Origin of the sequence: Halosimplex marinum, from assembly GCF_051414075.1 — an archaeon.
Lineage (GTDB): Archaea > Halobacteriota > Halobacteria > Halobacteriales > Haloarculaceae > Halosimplex > Halosimplex marinum.
Genome location: NZ_JBLKNY010000003.1, coordinates 56,385 through 77,807, shown reverse-complemented (window position 1 = coordinate 77,807; position 21,423 = coordinate 56,385). Strand labels below are relative to the sequence as shown.

Sequence of the window (21,423 nt, the reverse complement as noted above, 5' to 3'; positions counted from 1 at the left end):
TCCGAACGCGCATTCGACACCCGTCGATACGCTAGTCGACAGGCACTTGTAGGAGTCTCACGGAGTTCGGGGTATGACATCGGTCGGTATCGACGCCGTCGAGATCCGGACGGGCAAGCTCAGGCTGGACCTGCCGGAGACGTTCGCGCCGGCGCAGGGCGACGACCCGGGGAAGTACACGAAGGGGCTCGGCCTCACCGGGAGTTCGTTCCCGGACGTCTACGAGGACATCGTGACGATGGGGGCCAACGCGGCCCACGACCTGATGGAGCGCAAGGGGCTCGAACCCGAGGACATCGGCCGCATCGACGTGGCGACGGAGTCGGCGTTCGACAACTCCAAGCCGGTCTCGACGTACATCGCCGGCTGTCTCGAACAGGTCTACGACGGCGACTTCCACCACGCCAACAAGGGCGAGCGGAAGTTCGCCTGCATCTCGGGCACGCAGAGCCTGGACGACGCGTACAACTGGATCCGGGCGGGCCGCAACCGCGGCCGGTCGGCCCTCGTCATTGCCACCGACACGGCGCTGTACGCCCGCGACGACCCCGGCGAGGCCACGCAGGGCGCGGGCGCGGTCGCCCTGCTGGTCAGCGAGGACCCCGATCTGGTCGAGCTGTCGGCCGAGCAGGGCTACGGCAGCGCCGACGAGACGGACTTCCTCAAACCCCAGCAGCAGTTCCCGAGCGTCGACGGCAAGCGCTCGGTGCAGGTGTACCTCGCGCGGATGCGCGAGGCCATCGAGGACTTCGAGTCGGTGACCGAGCCGATCCACCCCGACGACTACGTCCTCGGGCCGTTCCACACTCCCTTCCCCGGGATGGTCCGCAAGGCTGCCGCGCTGGCGTTCCGTCACTTCAGCCGCGACACGGAGATCGAGGAGCGACTCTCCGAGGACATCGGCCGCCAGCCGCGCCGCGAGGCCTTCGACAGCGAGGAGTCATTCCGCGAGGCCGCCGCCGACTACACCGACGAGCTGACCGACACGGACACCTACCGCGAGTGGTACGCCGAGACCGTCGAGCCCACCCTGACGGTCTCCCGCGAGGTCGGCAACTGGTACACCGGCTCGGTCCACCTCGCCCGCCTGTCCGGGCTGAAGGCCGCCTACGAGGACGGTACCGACCTGACCGGCGAGCGGCTCCTCGTGGGTTCCTACGGGTCGGGCGCCCAGGCGGAGATCCACGCCGAGACCGTCCAGCCCGGCTGGGAGACGGAGATCGAGGCGCTCGACGTCGACGACCAGCTGGCCGCCCGCTACGAGCTGACCTTCGAGGAGTACGAGGACGTCCACGACGTGCACAACCACGACGCCGAGGCCGGCGTCTCGGACGTGGACCAGTTCACCACGCCCGACTCCGAGTTCGTCTTCGACGGCTGGGGCCGGATGGGCGAGCGCAAGTACACCTACGTCGAGTGACCGCCCCCGGCGGTCCCCGCTCGGCCCCCGCCGCGCCGAGCGCGAGACCGAACCACTCAAGCGCGATTCGCCCGACGGATCGCCCACAATGGGCACGCCGCTTCCCTCGCGCACCGAACAGGCTGAGGAGGTCATCGAACGGCTCTGGGAGGAGTACCCCGACGCCGCCATCTCGCTGAACTTCTCGAACCGCCTCGAACTGCTCGTCGCCGTCGTCCTCTCCGCGCAGTGCACCGACGAGCGGGTCAACAAGGAGACCGAGGACCTCTTCGAGAAGTACCAGTCACCCGAGGACTACGCCGAGGCCGACGTGGACGAACTCTCGGAGGACATCGGGTCGATCACCTACCACAACAGCAAGGCCGACTACCTCAAGTCCTCGGCGCAGACGATCGTCGAAGAACACGACGGGGAGGTCCCGGACACGATGGACGAGCTGACCGACCTGAAGGGCGTCGGCCGGAAGACGGCGAACGTCATCCTCCAGCACGGCTACGACCTGGTCGAGGGCATCGTCGTCGACACGCACGTCCAGCGACTCTCCCGGCGGCTGGGGATCACCGAGGAAGAGCGCCCGGAAGCCATCGAGGAGGACCTGCTCCCGGTCGTTCCGGAGGACGAGTGGAAGTGGTACACCCACCTGCTGATCAGCCACGGCCGCGAGGTCTGCACGGCGCGCAACCCCGACTGCGGCGAGTGCGTCGTCGAGGACATCTGTCCGTCGTCGAAGCTCGACCGCGAGGTGGACCTGGCGAGCGGCGACCCCTGGGACGCCTGACTGCGGGTCGGAGCGAGTCGACTTACGCCGGTTCGACCGACAGGCCCGCGACGCTGTTGGCCGGGAGGTCGACGACGAGGTCGCCCGCTTCGGTCGACACGTCGAGGTCGGCCGCCGCGAACTCGGCGGCGTTCTCGCGGGTGGAGTGGTCGTCGGGCTCGTGGTCGCCGAACAGGACCTCGCCCGTCGCGCCGCTGACGGCCTCGTCGAGGTCGACCCGGACCGTCCGCGCGTCGTCGAGCGAGCGGTTGCTGAGTGTGACGTAGGTGCCGTCGTCGCCGGTGGTGGCCGACGCGCTGACGAGCGGCACGTCCCACAGGTCCGTCTCGACGGCGTCGGTGTCGACGGTCGTCCGGAGCGCCGTGGCGCCGGCGTGGGGGCGGTAGAGGTCGAACAGCCGGTAGGTCGGCGTCGGCCAGGCGGCCTCCTCGTCGGTCTGGACGACGCACTGGAGGACGTTGACGGTCTGGGCGAGGTTGGCCATCGACACCAGGTCCGCGCGGTGGTTGAAGTCGTCGAGGACGCCGGCGGCCGCCACCGCGTCGCGCACGCTGTTGTCCTGTTCGAGCCCGTTCTCGCTGGTCGCCTCCGGGTGCCAGGCGCCCCACTCGTCGACCGCGATCTCGATGTCGTCGGTCGACGCGTACGTGTCGATGGCAGCCGCCGCCTCGTCTATCTGCCGACCGACCTTCAGCGACTCGGCGAACAGCCGGTAGTACTGCTGGTCGTCGAACTCGGTGGCGCTCCCGCAGTCGCCGTCCCACCGGCCGAAGTAGCGGTGGACGGAGAGGTGGTCCAGCAGGTCCGGTTCGGTGAGTTCGGCGAGAAAGCGGCGGTTCCAGTCGTCGTCGACGTGGCCGCAGGCGACCGTCTCCTCGGCGCCGGCCAGGCGCATGTAGTGGGCGAACCGGCGGAACTCGTTGGCGTAGGTCTCCGGGTCGAACTGCCCGCCGCAGCCCCAGTTCTCGTTGCCGACGCCCCAGTTGGCCACGTCGTGGGGCTCGGGCGAGCCGTTCTCGGCGCGTTCCTGTCCCATCGCCACGTCGGTGTCGCTGTTGCAGTACTCGACCCAGTCCTGGGCCTCGGCAGGGGTTCCGGACCCGACGTTGGCGGCCAGGAACGGCTCGGCGTCGACGAGGTCGCAGAGGCGCATGAACTCCTCGGTGCCGAACTCGTTGGACTCGACGTTGGACTTCTCGCGGCCCTGCGCCCAGAAGTGGTTGGGCTGAGAGGGCCGCTCCTCGCGGGGGCCGACCCCGTCGCGCCAGTGGTAGTCGTCGGCGAAACAGCCGCCGGGCCACCGGAGCAGCCGCAGATCCAGGTCCGCGAGCAGTTCGACCGTGTCCTCGCGGAACCCGTCGTCCGTGGGGACGCGGTCGTCGTCGCCGACCCAGATCCCGCCGTAGATACAGCGCCCGAGGTGCTCGGCGAAGTGGCCGTGGACCTCGGGGTTAACGCGGTCGATCGCCTCGTCGCGGACGCGGACGGTGTCGGATACCATGAGACGTGTGCTCTCGCACCGACGGGGGTAAAAAGTTAGGCCACCCGGATCGACCTGCCGCGAGGGGTCGGGGATCCGGGGTCGGCGGTCGCCTCCGGTGGCGAGCGGCTCATCCGCATCACTCGTTGACGTCTTCGAGGTGGTTCGAGACGACGACGCGCCCCTTGGGAGTGAGTTTCGGGCCGTCCTCGCCGTCGACGACGAGTTCGTCGGCGCGGAGGTCGTTGAGCACCATCGTCAGCTGGCTGCTCTCCATGTCGAGGACGCTCGTCAGCGAGACGCCCGGCCCCGTCGAGTAGACGGCCACCAGGAGCTCGATCTGCTCCTCGGAGAGGGACACGTCCTCCAGGTCTGCCATGAGGTCGCTGTACTCCAGGCGGAGGTAGCGGCCGAGGATCGACATCTTCCGCGGGGACTCCAGCGCGGCCAGCGAGAGGCTCGACTGGCCGCTCGCCAGGTGACGGACCGCCAGGACCGACCGCTCGCTGCCGTTGATCTCGCGGGACGTTCGCTCGAAGTCGCTGACCGTCGAGAGGTCCACGTCGACGGTGTCGTCGGCGCGCCGAAAGCGGACGGTACCGGGCTTGAGGTAGAGTTTCGCGGGGGCGAACTCCGCGTCGGTGACGCGACCGCCGACGCGTGCGGGGTGTTTGACGGTCACGTCGGTGCCGTTGAGGATGGCTTTGAACAGGACGGTCGTGAACTTCTCGATCTTATCGTCGTCGGCCTCGACGGCGGCGACCATGCGGTTGCCGCCCTTCTCGAAGGCGACCGTCACCGTCGAGTCGAAGAAGTCGCCCAGGTCGTCGGGCACATGGCCGACGGCCACGTCGAAGACGGCCGAGAGGGGGATCGTCACCTTCCCCTCGTCGCCCGCGAGGACGAGCCGCTTCTCGCTGAGGAGGATCCGCCCTTTCACCGGCTCGGCGCGGGCCGACGCCTCCGAGTTGAAGGTGGCGACGAAGTCCGCGATGACTGATTCCGACATGGGCGGCCTTAGCCGTCCATTTCACCCCCCGAATATTGAGCGTTTCGAGCCAGTATCACGTGCGAGAACGGTCGACGCCGGTCGTTCGTCCGACCGGGCCGGTGGCGGCCCGGGGCGGGGCCGCCGGCCCCGTTACGCGGCGTCCGCGTCGGGGTACCGCGGCCGGCGGGCGGAGTCGTCGCTTCCCTCGACGAACGGGAGCGCGACGCGCTCGGCGGGGCGGTCCTCGCCCTCGACGCGGACCGCGAGGTCGCCGTCGTCGGCGTCTCCGCCCGTCGCGTCGCTGTCGACGGCGGCCAGCGCGACCGGCTCGCCGCGGGTCGGGCCGATGGCGGCGCGGGTCACCTCACCGACGGCGGCGTCGCCGGCGAACACCGCCGCGCCGGCCTCGGGGATGCGGTCGGTCCCGCTCTCCTTGTCCGCCTCGGCGTCGACGACCAGTCCCACGAGCCGCCGGCTCGGCCGGCCCCGGTTCTCGACGCGGGAGACGACCTCCTGGCCGACGTAACAGCCCTTCTCGAAGTCCAGGGCGTTGCGGACGCCGCAGACGTTGGGGATCCGGCCGGCGAGTTCGGTCTCGAACAGCGGCGTGCCAGCCTCCAGCGTCAGCGTCTCCCAGGTGCGGTGGCCGAAGGGGGCGGCCGCGTTTCCGCGATTTTCGAGGGTGTCGAACACCTCGGCGGCCGACTCGGCGGCGCAGACCACCTCGTAGCCCTCCTCGCCGGCCAGCCCGTCGTCGCGGATCACCGTGACGCCGGCGTCGCCCATCGTCCCGCGGACGAAGGATAGGGGTCCCTCGGGGGAGCCGGCCTTGTTGAGGACGCTCGCGATCTTCTCGGTCGCCTGGGGGCCGTAGACGCCGAAGACGCCGAAGTCGTCGGACGCGTCGGTGATCGCCACGTCCTGGATGAACGTCTTCGAGCGCCAGTCCTCCGCGACGCGCTCGTGCTCGGTCGGCGGGAGGAAGACGAGCAGGCGGTCGCCGGCGGCGGCGTTGTAGACGTACATGTCCGTCTCGATCTTCCCCTGCGGATCCAGCAGGAGGGCGTAGCAGCCCTCGCCGTCCTCCGTCGGGACGCGGTTCGAGACGGCGTTGTCGACGAACTCGACGCGGTCGTCGCCCTCGACGGTGAGGACGCCGTAGCCGCGCTCGGTGACGCCGACGACGTTGCGGACGGCGACGTGGGTCCGCTCTGGGCGGCCGTAGTGGGCCACCACCCGGCGGTCGCCCCGCTCCTCGAACGTCGCGCCGTGGTCCTCGTGGACCGACTCGATGACCGTCATTGCCCCGACGTGGGGCCGGTGGCGGGTTACGTCTTGCGGAGCGGGGGACGGCGGACCGCGCGGCAGGGGCCCGCCATCACGCCGCTCGCGTCAGTGGGTCCACTCACCGCGTCGCGCTCACCGCGTCGCGCCGGCCCGGTACTCCCCGTGAGCGACGCCGATCACCAGACAGATCAGGCCGAAGACGACCATCGAGGGGGCGACCATCATCAGGATCGTGTCGGTGCCCATCGGGATCGGCGCGCCGATCAGTCCGCCCACGCCGACCGCGATCAGGACGACGAACGCGGCAGCAGTCTTCGGCAGGTCGAGTTCCATGGCAGGAGGTTAGGAAGCTCCCCAAATCAGCGTTGCGGGGATTCTCACCCGGCCTGCGGGGCTCGAACCCCGCCCGCCGGGAGTTCACCCGCGCAGCAACGACTGGAGCTGGTCGAGCGAGAAGACGGTGGTCGGCCGGTCCATGTGGACGCCGATCTCCCCGGAGAACGCCCGGAGGCCGACCCGCTGGACCGGCTCGGGCAGCGAGTAGGCCCGGCGGATCCAGTGGCCCAGTTCGATCTCGCGTTCGAGGTCGTCGCGCCACGCGCGCTCGTAGGCGGCCAGTGTCGCGGGGTCGCGGGGGTCGATCTCGCGGGCGGCGTGGTCGGCGGCGGTCATCCCGTAGAGGATGCCGCCGCCGGTGAACGGCTTGGTCTGGGCGGCGGCGTCGCCGACCAGGAACGCCCGGCGGCTCGTCACCGAGTCGGGCGGGCCGACGGGGATCAGCCCCGAACAGCGGCGGTCGGTCTCGACGCCGTAGTCGGCGGTGAACCGGTCGAAGCGGTCGCGCACGTCCGCGCCGGGCGGCGTCGCGAGACCGTACTCGACGCCCGCCTCGCCCCGCGGGATGCGCCAGGCGAAGAAGTCCGGGACAGTCAGGTGCACGTCGACGAAATCGGAGTCGTCGTCCTCGTCGGAGAAGCCGAGCACGCCGTGGAGGAGTTCGTCGGGTTCGGGCATATCGAGTTCGCGCCGGACCCGCGATTTCGGGCCGTCGCAGCCGGCGACCATCCGCGCCTCGTGGGTCTCGACGCCCTCCGGACCTCGAACTTCGAGTTCGACGCGGTCGCGGCGTTCCGTGACGCCGACGACGGTGTGGTCCTCCCGGAGGTCGACGCCCGCCTCGCGGGCGGCGTCGGCGAGCTCCCGGTCGAGGCCCACGCGGTCGATGACGTTCGACACCTGTTCGTCCTTGTAGAAGGGGTACGTGCGGGCCGGGAACTCGCCGTCGCGGCCGTTCGAGCTGTGTCCGTCGCCGCCGCTGGCTCCGTTTCCGCCGGCTGAGGCGTGTCCGCCGGAGCGGACGTGACCGTTCGACCGGGGGTCGCCCGGCGGGTCGCCGCGGGGGCCGCCGAGGTGGAAGCGGGCGCCGTGGACGACGTTCTGCAGGAGGCGGTCGCGGGCGCCCTCGGGGGTGTACTCCCAGATGTCGGTGGAGACGTGGCCCGAACACGCGAGGGGTTTCCCGACCTCGCCCTGCTCGAGGGCGAGCACGTCGTGGCCCCGCTCGGCGGCGCGGCGGGCGAACCGCGACCCCGCGGGCCCACAGCCCACGACGACGAAATCGTGCATACCGAGCGGTGGGTCGCCTCGCTGTAAATAGTCAACGGCCTCCGGTGAGACTGGGCGGGTCCGACCGTCCGGCGGCGGACGGGTCGACTGTGCGGCGTGATATCTGGACCCACACCGCTTTATGCATCGCCGCGAGTCGTGGGTTATGGGGCTGTTCGGCGGCGGCTACGACTACTACACCTACGAGAAGGGCAACTACTACGAGATCGAGGACGCCTCGAAGAACACGGTCGGGGTCATCCACGACCGCGGGTACTACCACGAGGTCGAAGACGCCTCGAACAACACTATCGGCGTCGTCGAGGAGAAGGGGTACTACCACAGGGTACAGGACGACTCGAACAACACGGTCGGGACCGTCCAGGAGGACGGTCAGACCCTGGAGGTCGAGGATATATCGAACGACACGGTCGGGATCATCCGGGAGGACGGTTCCGGCTACGAGGTCGTCGACACCTACTCCAACGCCATCGGGAGGTTCGACGGCGGGACCGACGAACACCTGGCCGCCGTGATGGTGTTGCTGTTCTGAGGCTCCCGGGCGGTCCGCCCGTTCAGCCCGCGCGGGGCGTACGCTCCGAGTTCGACCAGCGCCCGTCGAGGACGGACCCGACGCTGTTTGCTGGTGGCCTTATCCGCCGTCGGTTCACAGTCACGGTTATGAGCGAGTATCAACCGGGCGTCTGCAATATCGGGCGCGACGAGCGGCGCAAGCGGCGCGCGCTGGGCGCGGTCTCCTTCCTCGCGGCGGCGGTCTACGTCGGCTTCGTCGTCGCGACGGGTCGACCAGCGGGGCTGTTGCTCGGGTCGTTCCCGCTCCTGTTCGGCGGGTTCATGGGCGTCGTCCAGGCCCGGATGGGCTTCTGTGCGGGCTTCGGCGCGCTGGCGCGCTACGACCTCTCGGGGTCGGGCGGCGACAGCGGGTCCGTCGCCGAGGCGGAGGCGGTGAAACAGGACCGGGTCAAAGCGTTCCAGGTGGTCGCCGTCTCGGCCGCGGCGGCCGTCGTGACGACGATGGCCGTCTACGGCGTCGGCGCGGCGCTGTGACCCCGTGGGAGGCGAAGGGAGCGCTCAGACTGCGGCCAGCCCGCGCGGCGTCTGTGACCCGTAGGCGTCGGGCCACTCCAGGGGGACTCGCTCCCACGACGCGCCGGCGTCGGCCGAGCGGTAGAGTCCGCGATTGTTCAGCGCGAACAGGGTCGGCCCGTCGGCCGCGGCGAGAACCGACCGGACCGTCCCCTCCGGGTCCGGCAGGCCGTCCATCGCGAGGTCCCACTCGGTCGACGCCTCCCGAGCGGCGCCGTCGTCGCCGCCTCCCGCGTCCGTCGTCCGGTAGACGTACGCCTCGGCGGTCGAGACGCTGTGGGCGTTCCGGGCGCCGCTGGCGGCGGAGACGACGACGGTGTCCGGGTCGGCCCGCGGGACGGCCAGCCCCCAGACGTACCGGTGGTCGAGCCCGTCCTGGGGGTACGCCCAGGTGTCGCCGCCGTCCTCGGACTGGGCGTAGCCGTCGCCGGCCGCGGTGTAGACTCGGCCCTCGGCGTCGGGGTGGGTGGCGAGCGTGTGGTTGTCGTAGCGGGCGCCCCCGGGTCGGTCCTGCCAGGTCTCGGTGCCGTCCGCGCCGTCGGCCGCCGTGGCCGCGAGCGCGTCGTCCGTCCGCACGAGTGCGCCGGCCTCGATGGCGACGTACAGCCGCTCGGGGTCGCCCGGGTCCGGTTCCAGCCAGCGGACGTGGTGGGTGTGCGGCCGCGGCGGGAACGACCACTCCGACTCCGAGGGCAGGTCGGTCAGCGACGGCAGCGCCTCCCAGGAGTCACCGCCGTCGGCCGAGCGGTAGACTGCGGAGGGTTCGGTCCCCGCCCACACGGTGTCGGGATCGTGCGGGCTGACCGCCAGCGCGGTGACGCGGTCGTCGATCCCCGGGGCGACCCGTTCCCAGGTGTCGCCGCCGTCGCTGGTGCGGTGGATCCCCGATTCGACGGTGCCGGCGAACGCCCGGTCGGGCTCGTCGGGAGTCGCGGCGACGCACTGGAAGTCGCGGCCGACGAGGCGCTCGTCGGCGGTCCAGTCGTCGGTCGCGCTCGGGTCCGGCCCGTCGGCGGTCGGTTCGGCTCCCCCGCCGCGGACGACGAGCACGCGGTCGCCGAGGGCGGCGTAGGCGGTGGTGTCGCTCATACCGGATCGGAGGGGCGGGAGACACTTGACTGCTCGCTGAAATTGAGTTCAGCGACCGAGGGGTCGGGCGGGGAGCGCAGGGCGGGGCGACTGGGACGGCCGGGACAGCGCCGCGCGAGCCCCGGCTCACTCCCCGGCGAAGTCGGCGGGGTCGACGTGCTCGCGCGCCCAGGCGTCGAGCTCGTCGAAGACGGGTCCGAGCGCCTCGCCCCGCTCGGTCAGCGAGTAGAAGGTCGCGACGGGGGCGGCCTCCTCCATGCGCTTGTCGACCAGGCCGGCGTCGGTCAGCGCGTCGAGCGACTGCGAGAGCGTGCGCGAACTCGCCCCCGTCGACTCCTTGAGTTCGTTGAAGCGCATCTCCCCCTCGTCGTTCAGGTCGTGGAGGACGTGAAGCCGCCACTGCGTGCCGATCACCTCCAAGGACTCGGCCGTCGGACACGCCTGCGGGTCCACCTCCGCGAACGGGTCGTCCGGGTCGTCGGCCTGCATGGTCCTACCGTTCGCTCCTTCCCCTGAAAAATATCGCGGGTCGTCGGGTCCCGGTACACCGCGGTATACCCGGTTGCCCGCCTTCCACCCGATATACTATAATTTACCTGACATCTATGGGGACGGCGGCGAAAGTCGGCGATGCGATGAACGCAACGCAGCAGCTCGACGGAATCGACGCGGAATCGGAACGGGACGCGAACGCGGCGGAACCGGAGGTGTGGGCCTGATGGCCTTCGAGTCGGCGCTGGCCGGCGGCGCGCTGCTCGCCGGTCGCGTCCTGTTCGCGGCCGTCCTGGCGTTCATGGCGCTGGGCAACCTGCTCGACCTGGAGACCACCGTCGGCTACGCCGCCCACAAGGGCGCGCCGGCGCCCCGACTGCTGGTCCCGCTGTCGAGTCTCGCGCTGGTCGCGGGCGCGGCCTCGATCCTGCTCGGCGCGTTCCCGGCCGTCGGGGCCGTTCTCGTCGTCGGCTTCCTCGTCGGCGTCACGCCCGTGATGCACGACTTCTGGGCCCAGGAGGGCCAGGATCGACAGAACGAGCAGGTCCACTTCCTGAAGAACGCCGGCCTGGCCGGCGCGGCGCTGGTCTTCCTCGCGCTGTCGACGGCGTCGTGGCCCTACGCGGTCGGCCTCGCGCTGTTCTGACTCGCTCGCGAAACGACGCTCCACTCCGCACACCTTCGACACATGGGACGACTCATCGACGGCGAATGGCTGCGCGACGTATCGAACGACGACCGCGAGGACTTCGACTACGAGACGACCGAGTTCCGCAGCGAGGTCGGCACCGACCGCCACCCCGCGGATCCGGACCGGTACCACCTCTACGTCTCGTGGGCCTGCCCCTGGGCGCACGGGACGCTCCTCGTCCGCGAACTCCTGGGGCTGGACGACGCCATCGGTATCAGCGTCGTCGACCCCCACCGCCGGGACGACGGCTGGGAGTTCACCCCCGAGAAAGACGGCTGCACGCCCGACCGGCTCCACGGCAGCGACTACCTCCGCGGGGTCTACACCGAGGCCGACCCCGACTACACCGGCCGCGTCTCCGTCCCCGTCCTCTGGGACGAGCAGGCGGGGACCGTCGTCAACGAGGAGTCGGACGAGATCATGCGGACGCTCGCCGACGCGTTCGCCGACCACCGGGGCGTCGACCTCTACCCCGAGACCAACCGCGAGGCGGTCGACCGTGTGATCGGCGAGCTCTACCGCCCGCTCAACCGCGGCGTCTACGGCGCGGGGTTCGCCGAAACACAGGCCGAGTACGAGGCCGCGGTCGAGACGGTCTTCGACGCCCTCGACCGCTGGGAACGGCATCTCTCGGACCGCCGCTACCTCGTTGGGGATCGGTTGACGCTGGCGGACCTCCGGCTGTTCCCGACCCTCGCCCGGTTCGACGCCGTCTACCACACTCATTTCAAGTGCAACCTCCGCCGGATCGTCGACTATCCGAATCTCTGGGGGTACACGCGGGACCTCTACGGGACCGGCGGGATCGCCGACACCGTCGATCTGGACCACGTCAAGGAACACTACTACCGCAGCCACGACGCGCTGAACCCGACCGGGTACGTCCCGGTCGGTCCCGAGGTGGACTTCGACGCGGACCACGACCGGGCGGAACTGCCAGGGGAACCGCCCGCGGTGCCGCCGTAGCCACTGGTCACCGCGAGGTGCCGTCCCAGACGGAGCGGTCGCCGACGCTCTCGACGGCGTCGTCCCGCGTCACCGCCGCCCAGAGGCCGTCGAACGGCGGCGCCGTCACGTCGGCCTCGGCGGTCCGACCGTCCCACGCGTCGAGGTGAGGGCGTCCGTTCGACGGCCCACCCCCGCCCGCCGCCCCGGACTCGCCGCCCGCTCCGTCCCCCTCGTCGCCGATACCGTCGGAGCCACCGCCGATACCACTGGCGCCATCGACGAAACCGCCGGAGCCAGCGCCGATACCGTCGGAGCCGTCGTCACTCTCGGCGTCGCCCAGGTCGTATCCGCTCTCGGCGTCGTCCGGTTCGGTTCCCGTCGCGCCGGTCGACGCGGCGTCGCCCGTACTCGTGTCGCCGATGCTGTCACCGGCCATCTCGCCGCCGGGCGGGGCAAGTCCGCCGTCACCACCCCCGGCGTCGACTGCCGGGCCGTCGGCCGTCGCATCGGGGTCGGTGCCCGCGTCGGAGGGGCCGTCGACCCCGAGTTTCGATCGCAGGTCGTCGCCGTCGACGACGGTCACGTCGTGGCCCGCGGCCACGGACCGGGCGACCCCGCCCGCGCCGACGGTCAGACAGACTGCCGAGTCGGCGCCGGTCTTCTTGGCGAGCGCGCGGAGCTGTTCTAGCTGGGCGGACTCGACGGCTCGTTCGCCGGCGATCCAGACGATCTCCCCGCTGATCCCGCCGTCGACCCGCCGCTTCGCGAAGACGAAGACGTGCGACCCGTGTTCTCTCACCGTCGTCCGGTAGCCGTCGGCGGTCCACGCCTCGGCGACGAGGGCGGCCAGATCGGCGTCGCTCGCGCCGGCCAGGTCCGTGGGGTCGGCGGGATACTCCCCCGTGGAGTCGTCGGCGGCGTCGTCGGGCGGACCGGGATCAGTGGCCATTGGTGTGGGGGCTCACCCGTTCGCGGGTCGGTTCGTCGACGACGGTGTAGCTGTTCTCGGCGGCCACGTCGTCGAGACGGTCGGTCAGGGCGTCGAAGTCGGCTTCGAGTCTGTCGACCTCGAAGTACACCGAGTGTTTGGCGCCGAGCGTGACGAGTAACTCGGTCGAGGACTCGGCGGCCGTGACCGCGGGCTCGTGGTGGACGACGCCCTCGCCGGGGGGTTCGCCGTCGTGGACCGCCGCCGTGGGCGTGTAGACGGTTCCCTCCTCCACGCAGTACAGTTCGGCCCACTGGCGGGTCCGCCGGACGTAGTCGTAGAGGAACCCGGCGCCGCCGACCAGCAACAGCGGGAGTCCAGCTACCCGTGGCCCGGTCACGAGCAGGGAGACGCCGACGGCGACCACCGACAGGCTCGCGGTCGTGAGGTTCACCACTTCGGCCATCGGCGAGTCGTCGGGCAGCGGACTCAGCGACGACTCGAACGGGCGCTTTCGCACCTTGAAGCCGCCCTTCGAGAGATACACTTCCTCGTCGAAGGCGGCCGCGGAGCCGCCCCGGCCGGGCGAGGTGTCGCTGGTCGGCACGTAGCCCAGGTCTTCCGTGATCTGTCGGAGGTGGACGTGAAAGGAGTGCAGCGAGAACAGATCGGGGATGCGGACCGACACGCGGTGGGTGTAGTCGGCGGCGATCTCCTCGCCGTCGGTCCGCGAGGTCACCACGATCGCCAGCCCCGCGAGGACGGCGCCCAGCCACAGCAGCGCCATCGCGCCGCCGGCGTTCCCGGTCTCCCCGCCGGTACCGACTGTGAGCGAGACGACCAGCGCGACCGTCCCGGCGACGGTCAGCGCGACGCCCAGCGACCGACGCAGCCGGATCCAGTTGAGCCGCTTCCAGTTGGTCGCCTCGACGATCTCGTAGCGGTCGACCGGGACGGCGTCCGACCCGCCCAGCACGCCGCCGACGCCGTCGCCGCGGCCGCCGAGCAGCCGCCCGACCGTCCCGCGGTCGATCAGGTAGAGGACGACCGCGAGGACGACCAGCGGGACGGCCAGCCCCGAGACCGTCGACACCCAGCCCGGCTGGGCGGTGTAGAGCCCGCCCCCGGCCGTGGCCGTGACCGGATACAGCCACCCGAGCAGCCCGAACCCGATACCCGCGAGCCCCGAGAGCACGGCGCCCGTTCGTGCGAGTCCCATATCGGCTGAGTCACTCGTCTGTCAACAGTTATAGCTGTCCGCGCAGATATCAGATATGATACCTGTATGGCGTAGACAGACTCTCTGGATCCGACCCGTCGAAGTGAAAAGCGGCTCCTAGTCGTCGTCGGCGCGAGGCGCCGTCTCCGTCTCGCCGTCGGCGTCGGCGGTGACGACGCGGTCGCCGCGCGGCCCTTCGAGGTCTACGTCGGGCAGCAGGTCGCGGAGGTACTTCCCGGTGTAGGAACCGTCGGTCCGAGCCACTTCCTCGGGCGTGCCCTCGGCGACGAGCCGGCCGCCGGCCTCGCCGCCCTCGGGGCCGAGGTCGACGATGTGGTCGGCGTTTTTCACCAGATCGAGTTCGTGCTCGATGACGACCACGGTGTTGCCGTCGTCGGTGAGCCGGTGGAGCACGTCGATGAGCTTGCGCTCGTCGTGGGGGTGCAGGCCCGTGGTCGGTTCGTCCAGCAGGTACAGCGTCTCGCCGGAGTCTTTCTTGCCCAGCTCTTCGGCGAGTTTGACGCGCTGGGCCTCGCCGCCCGAGAGGGTCGTCGACGGCTGGCCGAGTTGCATGTAGCCCAACCCAACGTCCTTGAGGAGCTTCAGCCGACGGCGGATCTGGCTGTGGCCCTCGAAGAAGTCGTAGGCCTCGTCGATGCTCATGTCGAGCACGTCGGCGATGGTAGCGTCCTTGTAGGTCACGTCGAGCGTCTCGCGGTTGTAGCGGGCGCCGCCGCACTCCTCGCAGGGCACCTGCACGTCCGAGAGGAAGTTCATCTCGATGGTGACCGTGCCCTGGCCGCCACACTCCTCGCAGCGGCCGCCCTTGACGTTGAACGAGAACCGACCCTTCTGGTAGCCGCGCTGGTTGGCCAGGTCCGTCTCGGCGAACAGCTCGCGGATGTGGTCGAAGACGTTGGTGTACGTGGCGGGGTTCGACCGCGGCGTGCGGCCGATGGGGGACTGGTCGATCAGCCGCACCGTCTCGACGTTCTCCAGCCCCGAGAGGCCGTCGTGCTCGCCGGGGTTCACGTCGGAGTTGCCGTGCATCTCGCGGGCCAGCGCCTTGTAGAGCACGTCGTGCATCAGCGTGGACTTGCCCGAGCCTGAGACGCCGGTGATCGCCGTAAAGCAGCCGACCGGCAGGTCCACGTCGAGGTCCTTGAGGTTGTGCTGGCGGGCGCCCTCGACGGTGAGGTGGCCGTCGGGGTCGCGCCGTTCGTCGGGAACGGGGATCGCTTTCTCGCCGGAGAGGTACTCGCCCGTCGTGCTCTCCTCGCAGTCGAGCACCTCGTCGAAGTCGCCGTTGACGACGATCTCGCCGCCGCGCTTGCCGGGGCCGGGCCCCATGTCGATGATGTTGTCCGCGCGGCGCATCGTCTCGGTGTCGTGCTCGACGACGAGGAGGGTGTTCCCGAGGTCCCGGAGCTCCTCCAGCGTGTTCAGCAGGCGGTCGTTGTCGCGCTGGTGGAGGCCGATGGAGGGCTCGTCGAGGACGTAGAGGACGCCGACGAGGCCGCTCCCGATCTGGGTCGCGAGGCGGATGCGCTGGCTCTCGCCGCCGGAGAGCGTGGCGGCTTCCCGGTCGAGGGTCAGGTAGTCGAGGCCGACCTCGCACATGAACCCGAGGCGGGCGCGGATCTCTTTCAGGATCTCCTCTGCGATCTTGGTGTCGCGCGGGCCGAGGTTGCGTTCGAGGTCCTCGAAGTGTTCCAGCGCGTCGCCGATGGAGAGCTGGTTGACCTCGGTGATGGCGGTGCCGTCCACGAGCACCGCGCGGGACTCGGCCTTCAGGCGGGTGCCCTCGCAGGCGGGGCAGGTGGTCGTCGCCATGTACTCCTCGATGTGCTCGCGGGCGCGGTCGGAGTCGGTCTCGACGTGGCGGCGTTCGAGGTTGGGGATGACCCCCTCGAAGCGCTCGGTCTTCTCGCGGGTGCCGTTCTTGGTGCGCCACTCGAAGTGGACCCGCGAGTCCGTGCCGTAGAGGAACTGGCGCCGGATCTCGGGGTCGAGGTCCTCGAAGGGCGTCTCCAGCGAGACGCCGAAGTGCTCGGCGACGTTGTCCAGCTGCCGGGAGTAGTAGGTCCGGTCGTAGCTCCAGGGCTCGAAGACGTGTTTCAGCGGCTTCGAGGGGTCCTGGATCACGAGGTCCTCGGAGACCTCCTTGGTCTCGCCGAGGCCCTCGCACTCCGGACAGGCGCCGTAGGGGCTGTTGAACGAGAACGAGCGGGTCTCGATCTCGCTGATGTCGACGTTGCAGTGCGTACACGCCAGGTCCTCCGAGAACTCGACGACGAGGCGGTCGTCGGCCGCGTCGGCCTCGTCGCCGTCGTCACCGTCGCCCGCGTCGTCGGCGCCCAGGTCCCCGACCGAGCGGGCCTCTGCGCCGCCCAGTTCCACGTCCTCGGGCGGGTCGGGGACGACGACCTTCAGGACGCCGTCGCCCTCCTCCAGGGCGGTCTCGACGGAGTCGGTGATCCGCGAGCGGTGCTCCGGGCCGACCTCGACGCGGTCGACGACCACGTCGATGGTGTGGTCGTAGTTCTCGTCGAGGTCCGGGCGGTCGAGCGAGAGGTCGTGCTGTTCGCCGTCGACCTCGACGCGGGCGTACCCCTCGGCGACGAGGTCGTCGAACAGGTCCTCGAAGGCGCCCTTCTGGTCGCGGACGACCGGCGCGAGGATCTTCGCGCGGGTGCCCTCCGGGAGTTCGAGCACGCGGTCGACCATGTGCTGGGCCGACTGCTCGCCGACCTCGCGGCCGCACTCCGGGCAGTGCGGCGTGCCGACGCGGGCGTACAGCAGGCGGAGGTAGTCGTGGAGTTCGGTGACGGTGCCGACGGTCGAGCGGGGGTTGTTCGCGGCGTTCTTCTGGTCGATGGAGATCGCCGGCGACAGCCCCTCGACGTTCTCGACTTTCGGCTTGTCCATCTGCCCGAGGAAGTTCCGGGCGTAGGCCGACAGCGACTCGATGTACCGGCGCTGGCCCTCGGCGTAGACGGTGTCGAACGCCAGCGAGGACTTCCCCGACCCCGACAGCCCCGTGACGACCGTCAACTGCTCCCGCGGGATCGTAACGTCGACGTCCTTGAGGTTGTGTTCCTCTGCCCCTCGGACCTCGATGACGTCTTTGCTCATCTATCCCTCGCCAGGGTCCGGCGGTGTGAAACGCTGTCGATCTCCCGGTCCGCCCGACCGCCCCGCTCGACCCGCCGGCGGTCCCCGCGTCGGCGAGTCTCCGTGTCGGCGGCCACTCCCTGCGCGGCTGACGGGCCGCTCGGCCCGGCCGCGGGTCCCCGCTGGCGGGCATCTGGAACCGAGATTTAAATACCAGGGACGGAACAGTTAAGGCGAACATGGCTGGGACCTACGACATCGCGGGGATCGAGCTGGGAGACGACAGCTACACGGTCGAACAGTCGCTGATCCGCAACAAGTACAAGGCGACCGACGCCGCCGGGAACGTGGTCCTGCGGGGCAAGCAGAAGCTGATGAAGATGAAAGAGGAGTTCCCGTTCACGGACGGGGACGGCAACGACGTGTTCACCGTCAAGGCCGGCGGGATCATGGACGTGGCCGGCAACTACGCCCTGATCGACGCCGCGACGGACGAGGAGCTCGTCGTGCTCGACAACGACTTCTCGATCTTCCAGGACACGTGGACGGTGCGGGACGCCGACACCGGCGAGCAGCTCGCCCAGATCGACTCGCGGGGCGCCCTCTACACGGTCGCGCGCCACTACCTCCCGTTCGGCGCGTTCATCCCGCACAAGTACGAGATCACCGACGCCGACGGCGACCACGTCGGCACGATCCAGGGCCACGTCTCCCTCCGGGACCGCTACGACATCACTATCGACGACGCCACCGACGTGCCGAAAGAGCCCATCGTCGCCGCGGCGATGGTCATCGACGCGATCCAGAACCACTGACGGGTCCGGGTCGGAGCAGCCGCCCCTCGCCGCGGTGCGACCGGCGACCGACGGCCGGAGCGCCCGCGATACCGACGAGCGGTGAGGCCGACGACACCGCCGGCGGTGGATCCGATTACTCCCGGTCGGCGTCGCGCTTCCACTCGCGTTCCTGGCGGCGCTCTGCGACGTGGCGGCGGCCGTCGGCCAGGTCGGCGCGGGCGCGGTCGGCCAGCCCGGTCACGTCGGCCATGAAGTCGTCCTCGAACGACTCCAGCACGTCGTACGACCAGCGGTGTTCGTCGACGACGCCGCGCGGCAGGTGGCTGTCGCGGATCTCGTCGGCCAGGTCGGTGTGACCGCTCTCGCGGAGCAACTCTTCGGCCTCGGCGAAGTGCTCCATCGCGTGGCCGGTGTTGTGGTGGAACGCGACGAGCTTGCCGTGAGCGCGGCGCAGCCACTCGACGCCGAGTTCCACCTCGTGGAGCGCCTCGACCTCGCGGTCGGTCATGTCGCTGCCCGGACGGTCGTCTTCGATCGCCATGTGAAACTCTACCACGCCCGCGGAGAAAGGACTGTCGCCGGCCCCGGGCGCAGGCGACGAACTCCTCGCCCATCAGGCGTAGGCGGCGAACTCCTCGCCGAAGACGAGGAAGTACGCGACGCCGACGACGCCGACGACGGTCGCGACGGAGAAGGCGAGTTCCGGGCCGGCGGTCACGGTATCGAGGGGACCGCCGGGCAGGGCGACCGTCCAGTCGCTGTCGTAGAGGTACCCGCCCAGGGCGGCGCTGGGGATGACGATCGTGTTCCGCAGGAGGTAGTACGCGCCCGTCACGCGGCCGCCGGCGTCGCGCTCGGCGGGGCCGACGATGAGCGCCTTGTGGGAGGGGAGGCCGGCGAAGCGCAGGCCGGAGAACGCGAACAGCAGGGTCACCACCAGCGGGTCCGCCGGGGCGAAGATCAGCAGCACGGGGAAGACGGCGTAGACGGCGAACCCGAGGGCGACGACGGGCTTGAGGCCGACCCGCTCGGCGACGACCGCCGCCGGCGCCATCGAGACCAGCGCGACGACCATCTCGACGCCGAGCAGGACGCCGAAGAAGACCGCCGGGTTGAGGTAGAACCCGAAGAGGGTCGCGTCGAGCTCCCAGATGCGGGTGACCACGAGGATGAAGAAGCCGTAGACCATCCCGTTGGCGAACCGGACCAGCGTGTCCGCGACCAGCAGCGGCCGGAGGGGGTCGGGCAGGTCGGCCAGGTCCGAGCGGATCTGGTCGATCCCCGCGAACTCCGTGCCGAACGAGTCGGCGTCGGCCTCGTAGCTGACGTGCTGGACCGCGGTGGCGACGACGCCGAAGACGACGGCGACGCCCAGCACGTAGAGGAATCCGGGGAGAATCTCCTCCTCGGTGGCGCCGCCGGAGAAGACGAACAGCAGGCCGGCGGCCAGCAGCGGGCCGACGAGGAAGGCCGTCCGCCGGAACGTCTCGGTGCTGGCGAACCCGCGGGCCAGCCGGTCGTCCGGGACGCTCTGCTTGACGATGGCGAAGGTCGCCCCCAGCCCGAAGGACTTCCAGGCCTGGGCGAGCACGAGGCCGACGAAGATCCAGACCCACGGTTCGAGGACGAGGGCGCCCAGATCGACGGGGCCGACGAGCGGGGCGACCAACCAGAACAGGAAGCCGAGCGTCGACAGCAGGCCGAAGAGGGTCAGGGCGTACCGCGAGCCGACCCGGTCGGAGAAGACGCCGCCGGCGTAGGGGTAGACCGCGCTGATGATATTGCCGAAGGAACCGTAGAGGCCGACGATAAAGGGGGAGGCACCGAGGACGACCAGGTACTCCGAGAGGTAGCGGCCGGTCATCTGGAAGCCGAGGCTGAACGCGAACATCGCGACGGAGAGGACGAGCACGTCCCGCTCCAGCGAGAGGAACTGCCGGACCGTCGACCGGACGCTCGGCGATTCCGTGGCCATAGCCCCGAGTTCGCCACCCCGAACCTAAACCCCCGCGACGCGGCGACGATTTCCGGTTTGGGCTCCCATGTTGGACGTTCTCGACCGTTTCGCTATATAGAGCCACCGGGAACCGGCGGCCGGCGGCACGGTCCGGCGGCCCCGGTCACTCGACGCGGCGCCGGGCGAGCAGGACCCCGACTACGAGCGCGACGAGCGCGCCCGCGACGCCGGGACCGGGTCCGAACCCGCTCGATGTCCCGGTCGGAGTCCCGGACGCCGTCGGCGAGGCGGTCGCTGTCGCCGTCGCGGTCGGCGTGGACGCGCCGGCGGGCTGGACGCCCTCGACGGTGACCTCGGCCTCGCGCCCGTCCGCTTCGGCCGAGATGGTGACGTTCCCGGCGCTCTCGACCGGGACGCTGAGAACGCCGTCCCCGTCGGTCTCGCCGACCGCCGTGTCCGCCCGGCTGACCGACGCGTCGGGGACGGGGTTGCCGTACTCGTCGGTGACGGTCACCCGGACGGGCTCGCCGACGACGACGCGGTCGTTGTCGGCGCGGAGGCTGATGGCGGGCGTCCGCTGGATGGTCGCGTTCAGCGAGGTCCCGGACTCGCGGACCCGGAGGCGCTCGGTGACCGACTCGTAGCCCGGCTTCGTGATCCGCACCTCGTAGGCGTCGTTGACGGGGACGCTCACGCTGACGGTCCCGGTCCCCTGTGTGGTCACGTCGGCGACGCCCGGGACGGTGACGTTCGCGTTCCGCACCGCCCGCGGCGGGTCGAAGTGGTCGTCGCGGACGGTGAAGGCGACCAGCACCGACTCCTGGCGGATCTGCGTCGTCTCGCCGACCCGGCCGTCGACGGTCAGCGTCGTCCGGTTGCGCAGGTACCCCTCCTTGAACGCGACGAGCGTGTAGTTGCCCCGCTCGATATCGGGGGTCGTGTACCGGCCGTCCGCCGTCGTCCGCTCGTTGACGACCGGTCGCCCGTCGTGGAACAGCCGGACGATCGCGTTGCCCAGCGGCCCCTCGCTGTCCTCCACGGTGACCGTCGCCCGGCCGGCCCGGGCGACCTCGATGGTCACGTCCTCCTCGCTGGCGTTCTCGACGACGTAGGGGTGGTTGCGGACGTAGTTCGGGTGGTCGACGCCGATGGTCACGTCGGCCCCCTCGGCCACGGTGAGAAACGCCTTGCCGTTGCCGGCGGTGGTGCGGTTGACCGGCCCCCCGCCGTCCCACGTGGCCGACAGCGCCGCGTCGGAGAGCGGATCTCCCCCTTCGTCGACGACGGTGACGGTGAGCGTGACGGTGTCGTCCGATCCCGCGCCGACGCCCCCGACGAACGACGCGCTGGCGACGAACACCGCGAACACGACCGTGACGGCTCGCGTGTGTGCCCGTGACATAGCCGGGTGGACCCTCGGCTGGCGCCCCCATATCTCTGTTGGCATCTCACCGTCGACCCGCTCCCGTCCGGCGGATCCGAGCGCCGGTGGTCCCGCAGTCGCTCCGCCCGCTGTGCCC

20 protein-coding genes are annotated in these 21,423 nt (G+C 70.4%); 7 read left to right on the top strand and 13 right to left on the bottom strand.

Annotation, left to right across the window (positions count from 1 at the left end; genetic code table 11):
* Positions 1–73: 73 nt before the first annotated feature.
* Both hmgB and nth read left to right on the top strand, forming a co-directional pair.
* Entirely contained in the window at positions 74–1,420 is a 1,347-nt protein-coding gene (hmgB, locus tag ACMGFI_RS01350; protein WP_436906800.1) for a hydroxymethylglutaryl-CoA synthase, read from the top strand.
* 88 nt (positions 1,421–1,508) lie between these two features.
* Positions 1,509–2,198, top strand: coding sequence for an endonuclease III (gene nth, locus ACMGFI_RS01345; protein WP_436906799.1), 690 nt, complete (start codon positions 1,509–1,511; stop codon positions 2,196–2,198).
* Between the two features lie 22 nt (positions 2,199–2,220).
* On the opposite strand, the gene ACMGFI_RS01340 is transcribed toward nth, so the two are convergent.
* The 5 genes from ACMGFI_RS01340 to ACMGFI_RS01320 all read right to left on the bottom strand — a co-directional run bounded on the left by ACMGFI_RS01340 (position 2,221) and on the right by ACMGFI_RS01320 (position 7,582).
* On the bottom strand, positions 2,221–3,699 hold the full coding sequence (locus ACMGFI_RS01340; RefSeq protein ID WP_436906798.1) for an alpha-N-arabinofuranosidase: 1,479 nt from the start codon (positions 3,697–3,699) through the stop codon (positions 2,221–2,223).
* A gap of 118 nt (positions 3,700–3,817) precedes the next feature.
* On the bottom strand, positions 3,818–4,687 hold the full coding sequence (locus ACMGFI_RS01335; RefSeq protein ID WP_436906797.1) for a CheF family chemotaxis protein: 870 nt from the start codon (positions 4,685–4,687) through the stop codon (positions 3,818–3,820).
* Between the two features lie 132 nt (positions 4,688–4,819).
* Positions 4,820–5,971, bottom strand: coding sequence for a CAF17-like 4Fe-4S cluster assembly/insertion protein YgfZ (ygfZ, locus tag ACMGFI_RS01330; protein ID WP_436906796.1), 1,152 nt, complete (start codon positions 5,969–5,971; stop codon positions 4,820–4,822).
* A gap of 117 nt (positions 5,972–6,088) precedes the next feature.
* A complete protein-coding gene (locus ACMGFI_RS01325) occupies positions 6,089–6,289 on the bottom strand; it encodes a DUF7333 family protein (protein ID WP_436906795.1) in 201 nt (66 codons plus the stop codon).
* Positions 6,290–6,373: 84 nt separating this feature from the next.
* On the bottom strand, positions 6,374–7,582 hold the full coding sequence (locus tag ACMGFI_RS01320) for an FAD-dependent monooxygenase (protein ID WP_436906794.1): 1,209 nt from the start codon (positions 7,580–7,582) through the stop codon (positions 6,374–6,376).
* A 145-nt stretch (positions 7,583–7,727) separates the two neighbouring features.
* Between ACMGFI_RS01320 and ACMGFI_RS01315 the strand changes: the two genes are divergently transcribed.
* Together ACMGFI_RS01315 and ACMGFI_RS01310 are read left to right on the top strand one after the other, a co-directional pair.
* Positions 7,728–8,114: a 5-fold beta-flower protein gene (locus tag ACMGFI_RS01315; RefSeq protein ID WP_436906793.1), complete on the top strand. Its 387-nt coding sequence runs from the start codon at positions 7,728–7,730 to the stop codon at positions 8,112–8,114.
* A 128-nt stretch (positions 8,115–8,242) separates the two neighbouring features.
* The gene (locus ACMGFI_RS01310) at positions 8,243–8,629 is read left to right on the top strand and encodes a hypothetical protein (RefSeq protein ID WP_436906792.1); all 387 of its coding nucleotides are present in this window, start codon (positions 8,243–8,245) and stop codon (positions 8,627–8,629) included.
* 24 nt (positions 8,630–8,653) lie between these two features.
* On the opposite strand, the gene ACMGFI_RS01305 is transcribed toward ACMGFI_RS01310, so the two are convergent.
* Both ACMGFI_RS01305 and ACMGFI_RS01300 read right to left on the bottom strand, forming a co-directional pair.
* Positions 8,654–9,757: a WD40/YVTN/BNR-like repeat-containing protein gene (locus ACMGFI_RS01305; protein ID WP_436906791.1), complete on the bottom strand. Its 1,104-nt coding sequence runs from the start codon at positions 9,755–9,757 to the stop codon at positions 8,654–8,656.
* Between the two features lie 126 nt (positions 9,758–9,883).
* On the bottom strand, positions 9,884–10,246 hold the full coding sequence (locus tag ACMGFI_RS01300) for a winged helix-turn-helix transcriptional regulator (RefSeq protein WP_436906790.1): 363 nt from the start codon (positions 10,244–10,246) through the stop codon (positions 9,884–9,886).
* 229 nt (positions 10,247–10,475) lie between these two features.
* Here ACMGFI_RS01300 and ACMGFI_RS01295 point away from each other — a divergent pair, with 229 nt between their 5' ends.
* Together ACMGFI_RS01295 and ACMGFI_RS01290 are read left to right on the top strand one after the other, a co-directional pair.
* Positions 10,476–10,895 carry a DoxX family protein gene (locus ACMGFI_RS01295; protein ID WP_436906789.1) on the top strand — a complete coding sequence of 140 codons (420 nt, stop codon included), beginning with the start codon at positions 10,476–10,478 and terminating at the stop codon, positions 10,893–10,895.
* Between the two features lie 42 nt (positions 10,896–10,937).
* A complete protein-coding gene (locus ACMGFI_RS01290) occupies positions 10,938–11,906 on the top strand; it encodes a glutathione S-transferase family protein (RefSeq protein ID WP_436906788.1) in 969 nt (322 codons plus the stop codon).
* Between the two features lie 7 nt (positions 11,907–11,913).
* Here the strand turns inward: ACMGFI_RS01290 and ACMGFI_RS01285 are convergent, their stop codons facing one another.
* The 3 genes from ACMGFI_RS01285 to uvrA form a co-directional block, all read right to left on the bottom strand.
* Positions 11,914–12,837 (bottom strand): hypothetical protein, encoded by a 924-nt coding sequence (locus ACMGFI_RS01285; protein ID WP_436906786.1) that lies wholly within the window; start codon positions 12,835–12,837, stop codon positions 11,914–11,916.
* Positions 12,827–14,035 carry a hypothetical protein gene (locus ACMGFI_RS01280; protein ID WP_436906785.1) on the bottom strand — a complete coding sequence of 403 codons (1,209 nt, stop codon included), beginning with the start codon at positions 14,033–14,035 and terminating at the stop codon, positions 12,827–12,829. The genes ACMGFI_RS01285 and ACMGFI_RS01280 overlap by 11 nt, the downstream gene beginning before the upstream one ends.
* A 117-nt stretch (positions 14,036–14,152) precedes the next feature.
* A complete protein-coding gene (gene uvrA / locus ACMGFI_RS01275) occupies positions 14,153–17,170 on the bottom strand; it encodes an excinuclease ABC subunit UvrA (RefSeq protein WP_436906784.1) in 3,018 nt (1,005 codons plus the stop codon).
* Between the two features lie 218 nt (positions 17,171–17,388).
* On the opposite strand from uvrA, the gene ACMGFI_RS01270 reads away from it, so the two are divergent.
* Positions 17,389–17,964, top strand: coding sequence for an LURP-one-related/scramblase family protein (locus tag ACMGFI_RS01270; protein ID WP_436906783.1), 576 nt, complete (start codon positions 17,389–17,391; stop codon positions 17,962–17,964).
* Positions 17,965–18,079: 115 nt separating this feature from the next.
* Here the strand turns inward: ACMGFI_RS01270 and ACMGFI_RS01265 are convergent, their stop codons facing one another.
* The 3 genes from ACMGFI_RS01265 to ACMGFI_RS01255 form a co-directional block, all read right to left on the bottom strand.
* Entirely contained in the window at positions 18,080–18,487 is a 408-nt protein-coding gene (locus ACMGFI_RS01265; protein ID WP_436906782.1) for a hypothetical protein, read from the bottom strand.
* A 72-nt stretch (positions 18,488–18,559) separates the two neighbouring features.
* Positions 18,560–19,921, bottom strand: a complete 1,362-nt coding sequence (locus ACMGFI_RS01260) for an MFS transporter (protein ID WP_436906781.1) — start codon at positions 19,919–19,921, stop codon at positions 18,560–18,562.
* A 145-nt stretch (positions 19,922–20,066) separates the two neighbouring features.
* Positions 20,067–21,305, bottom strand: a complete 1,239-nt coding sequence (locus tag ACMGFI_RS01255) for a carboxypeptidase-like regulatory domain-containing protein (protein ID WP_436906780.1) — start codon at positions 21,303–21,305, stop codon at positions 20,067–20,069.
* Positions 21,306–21,423 lie beyond the last annotated feature (118 nt).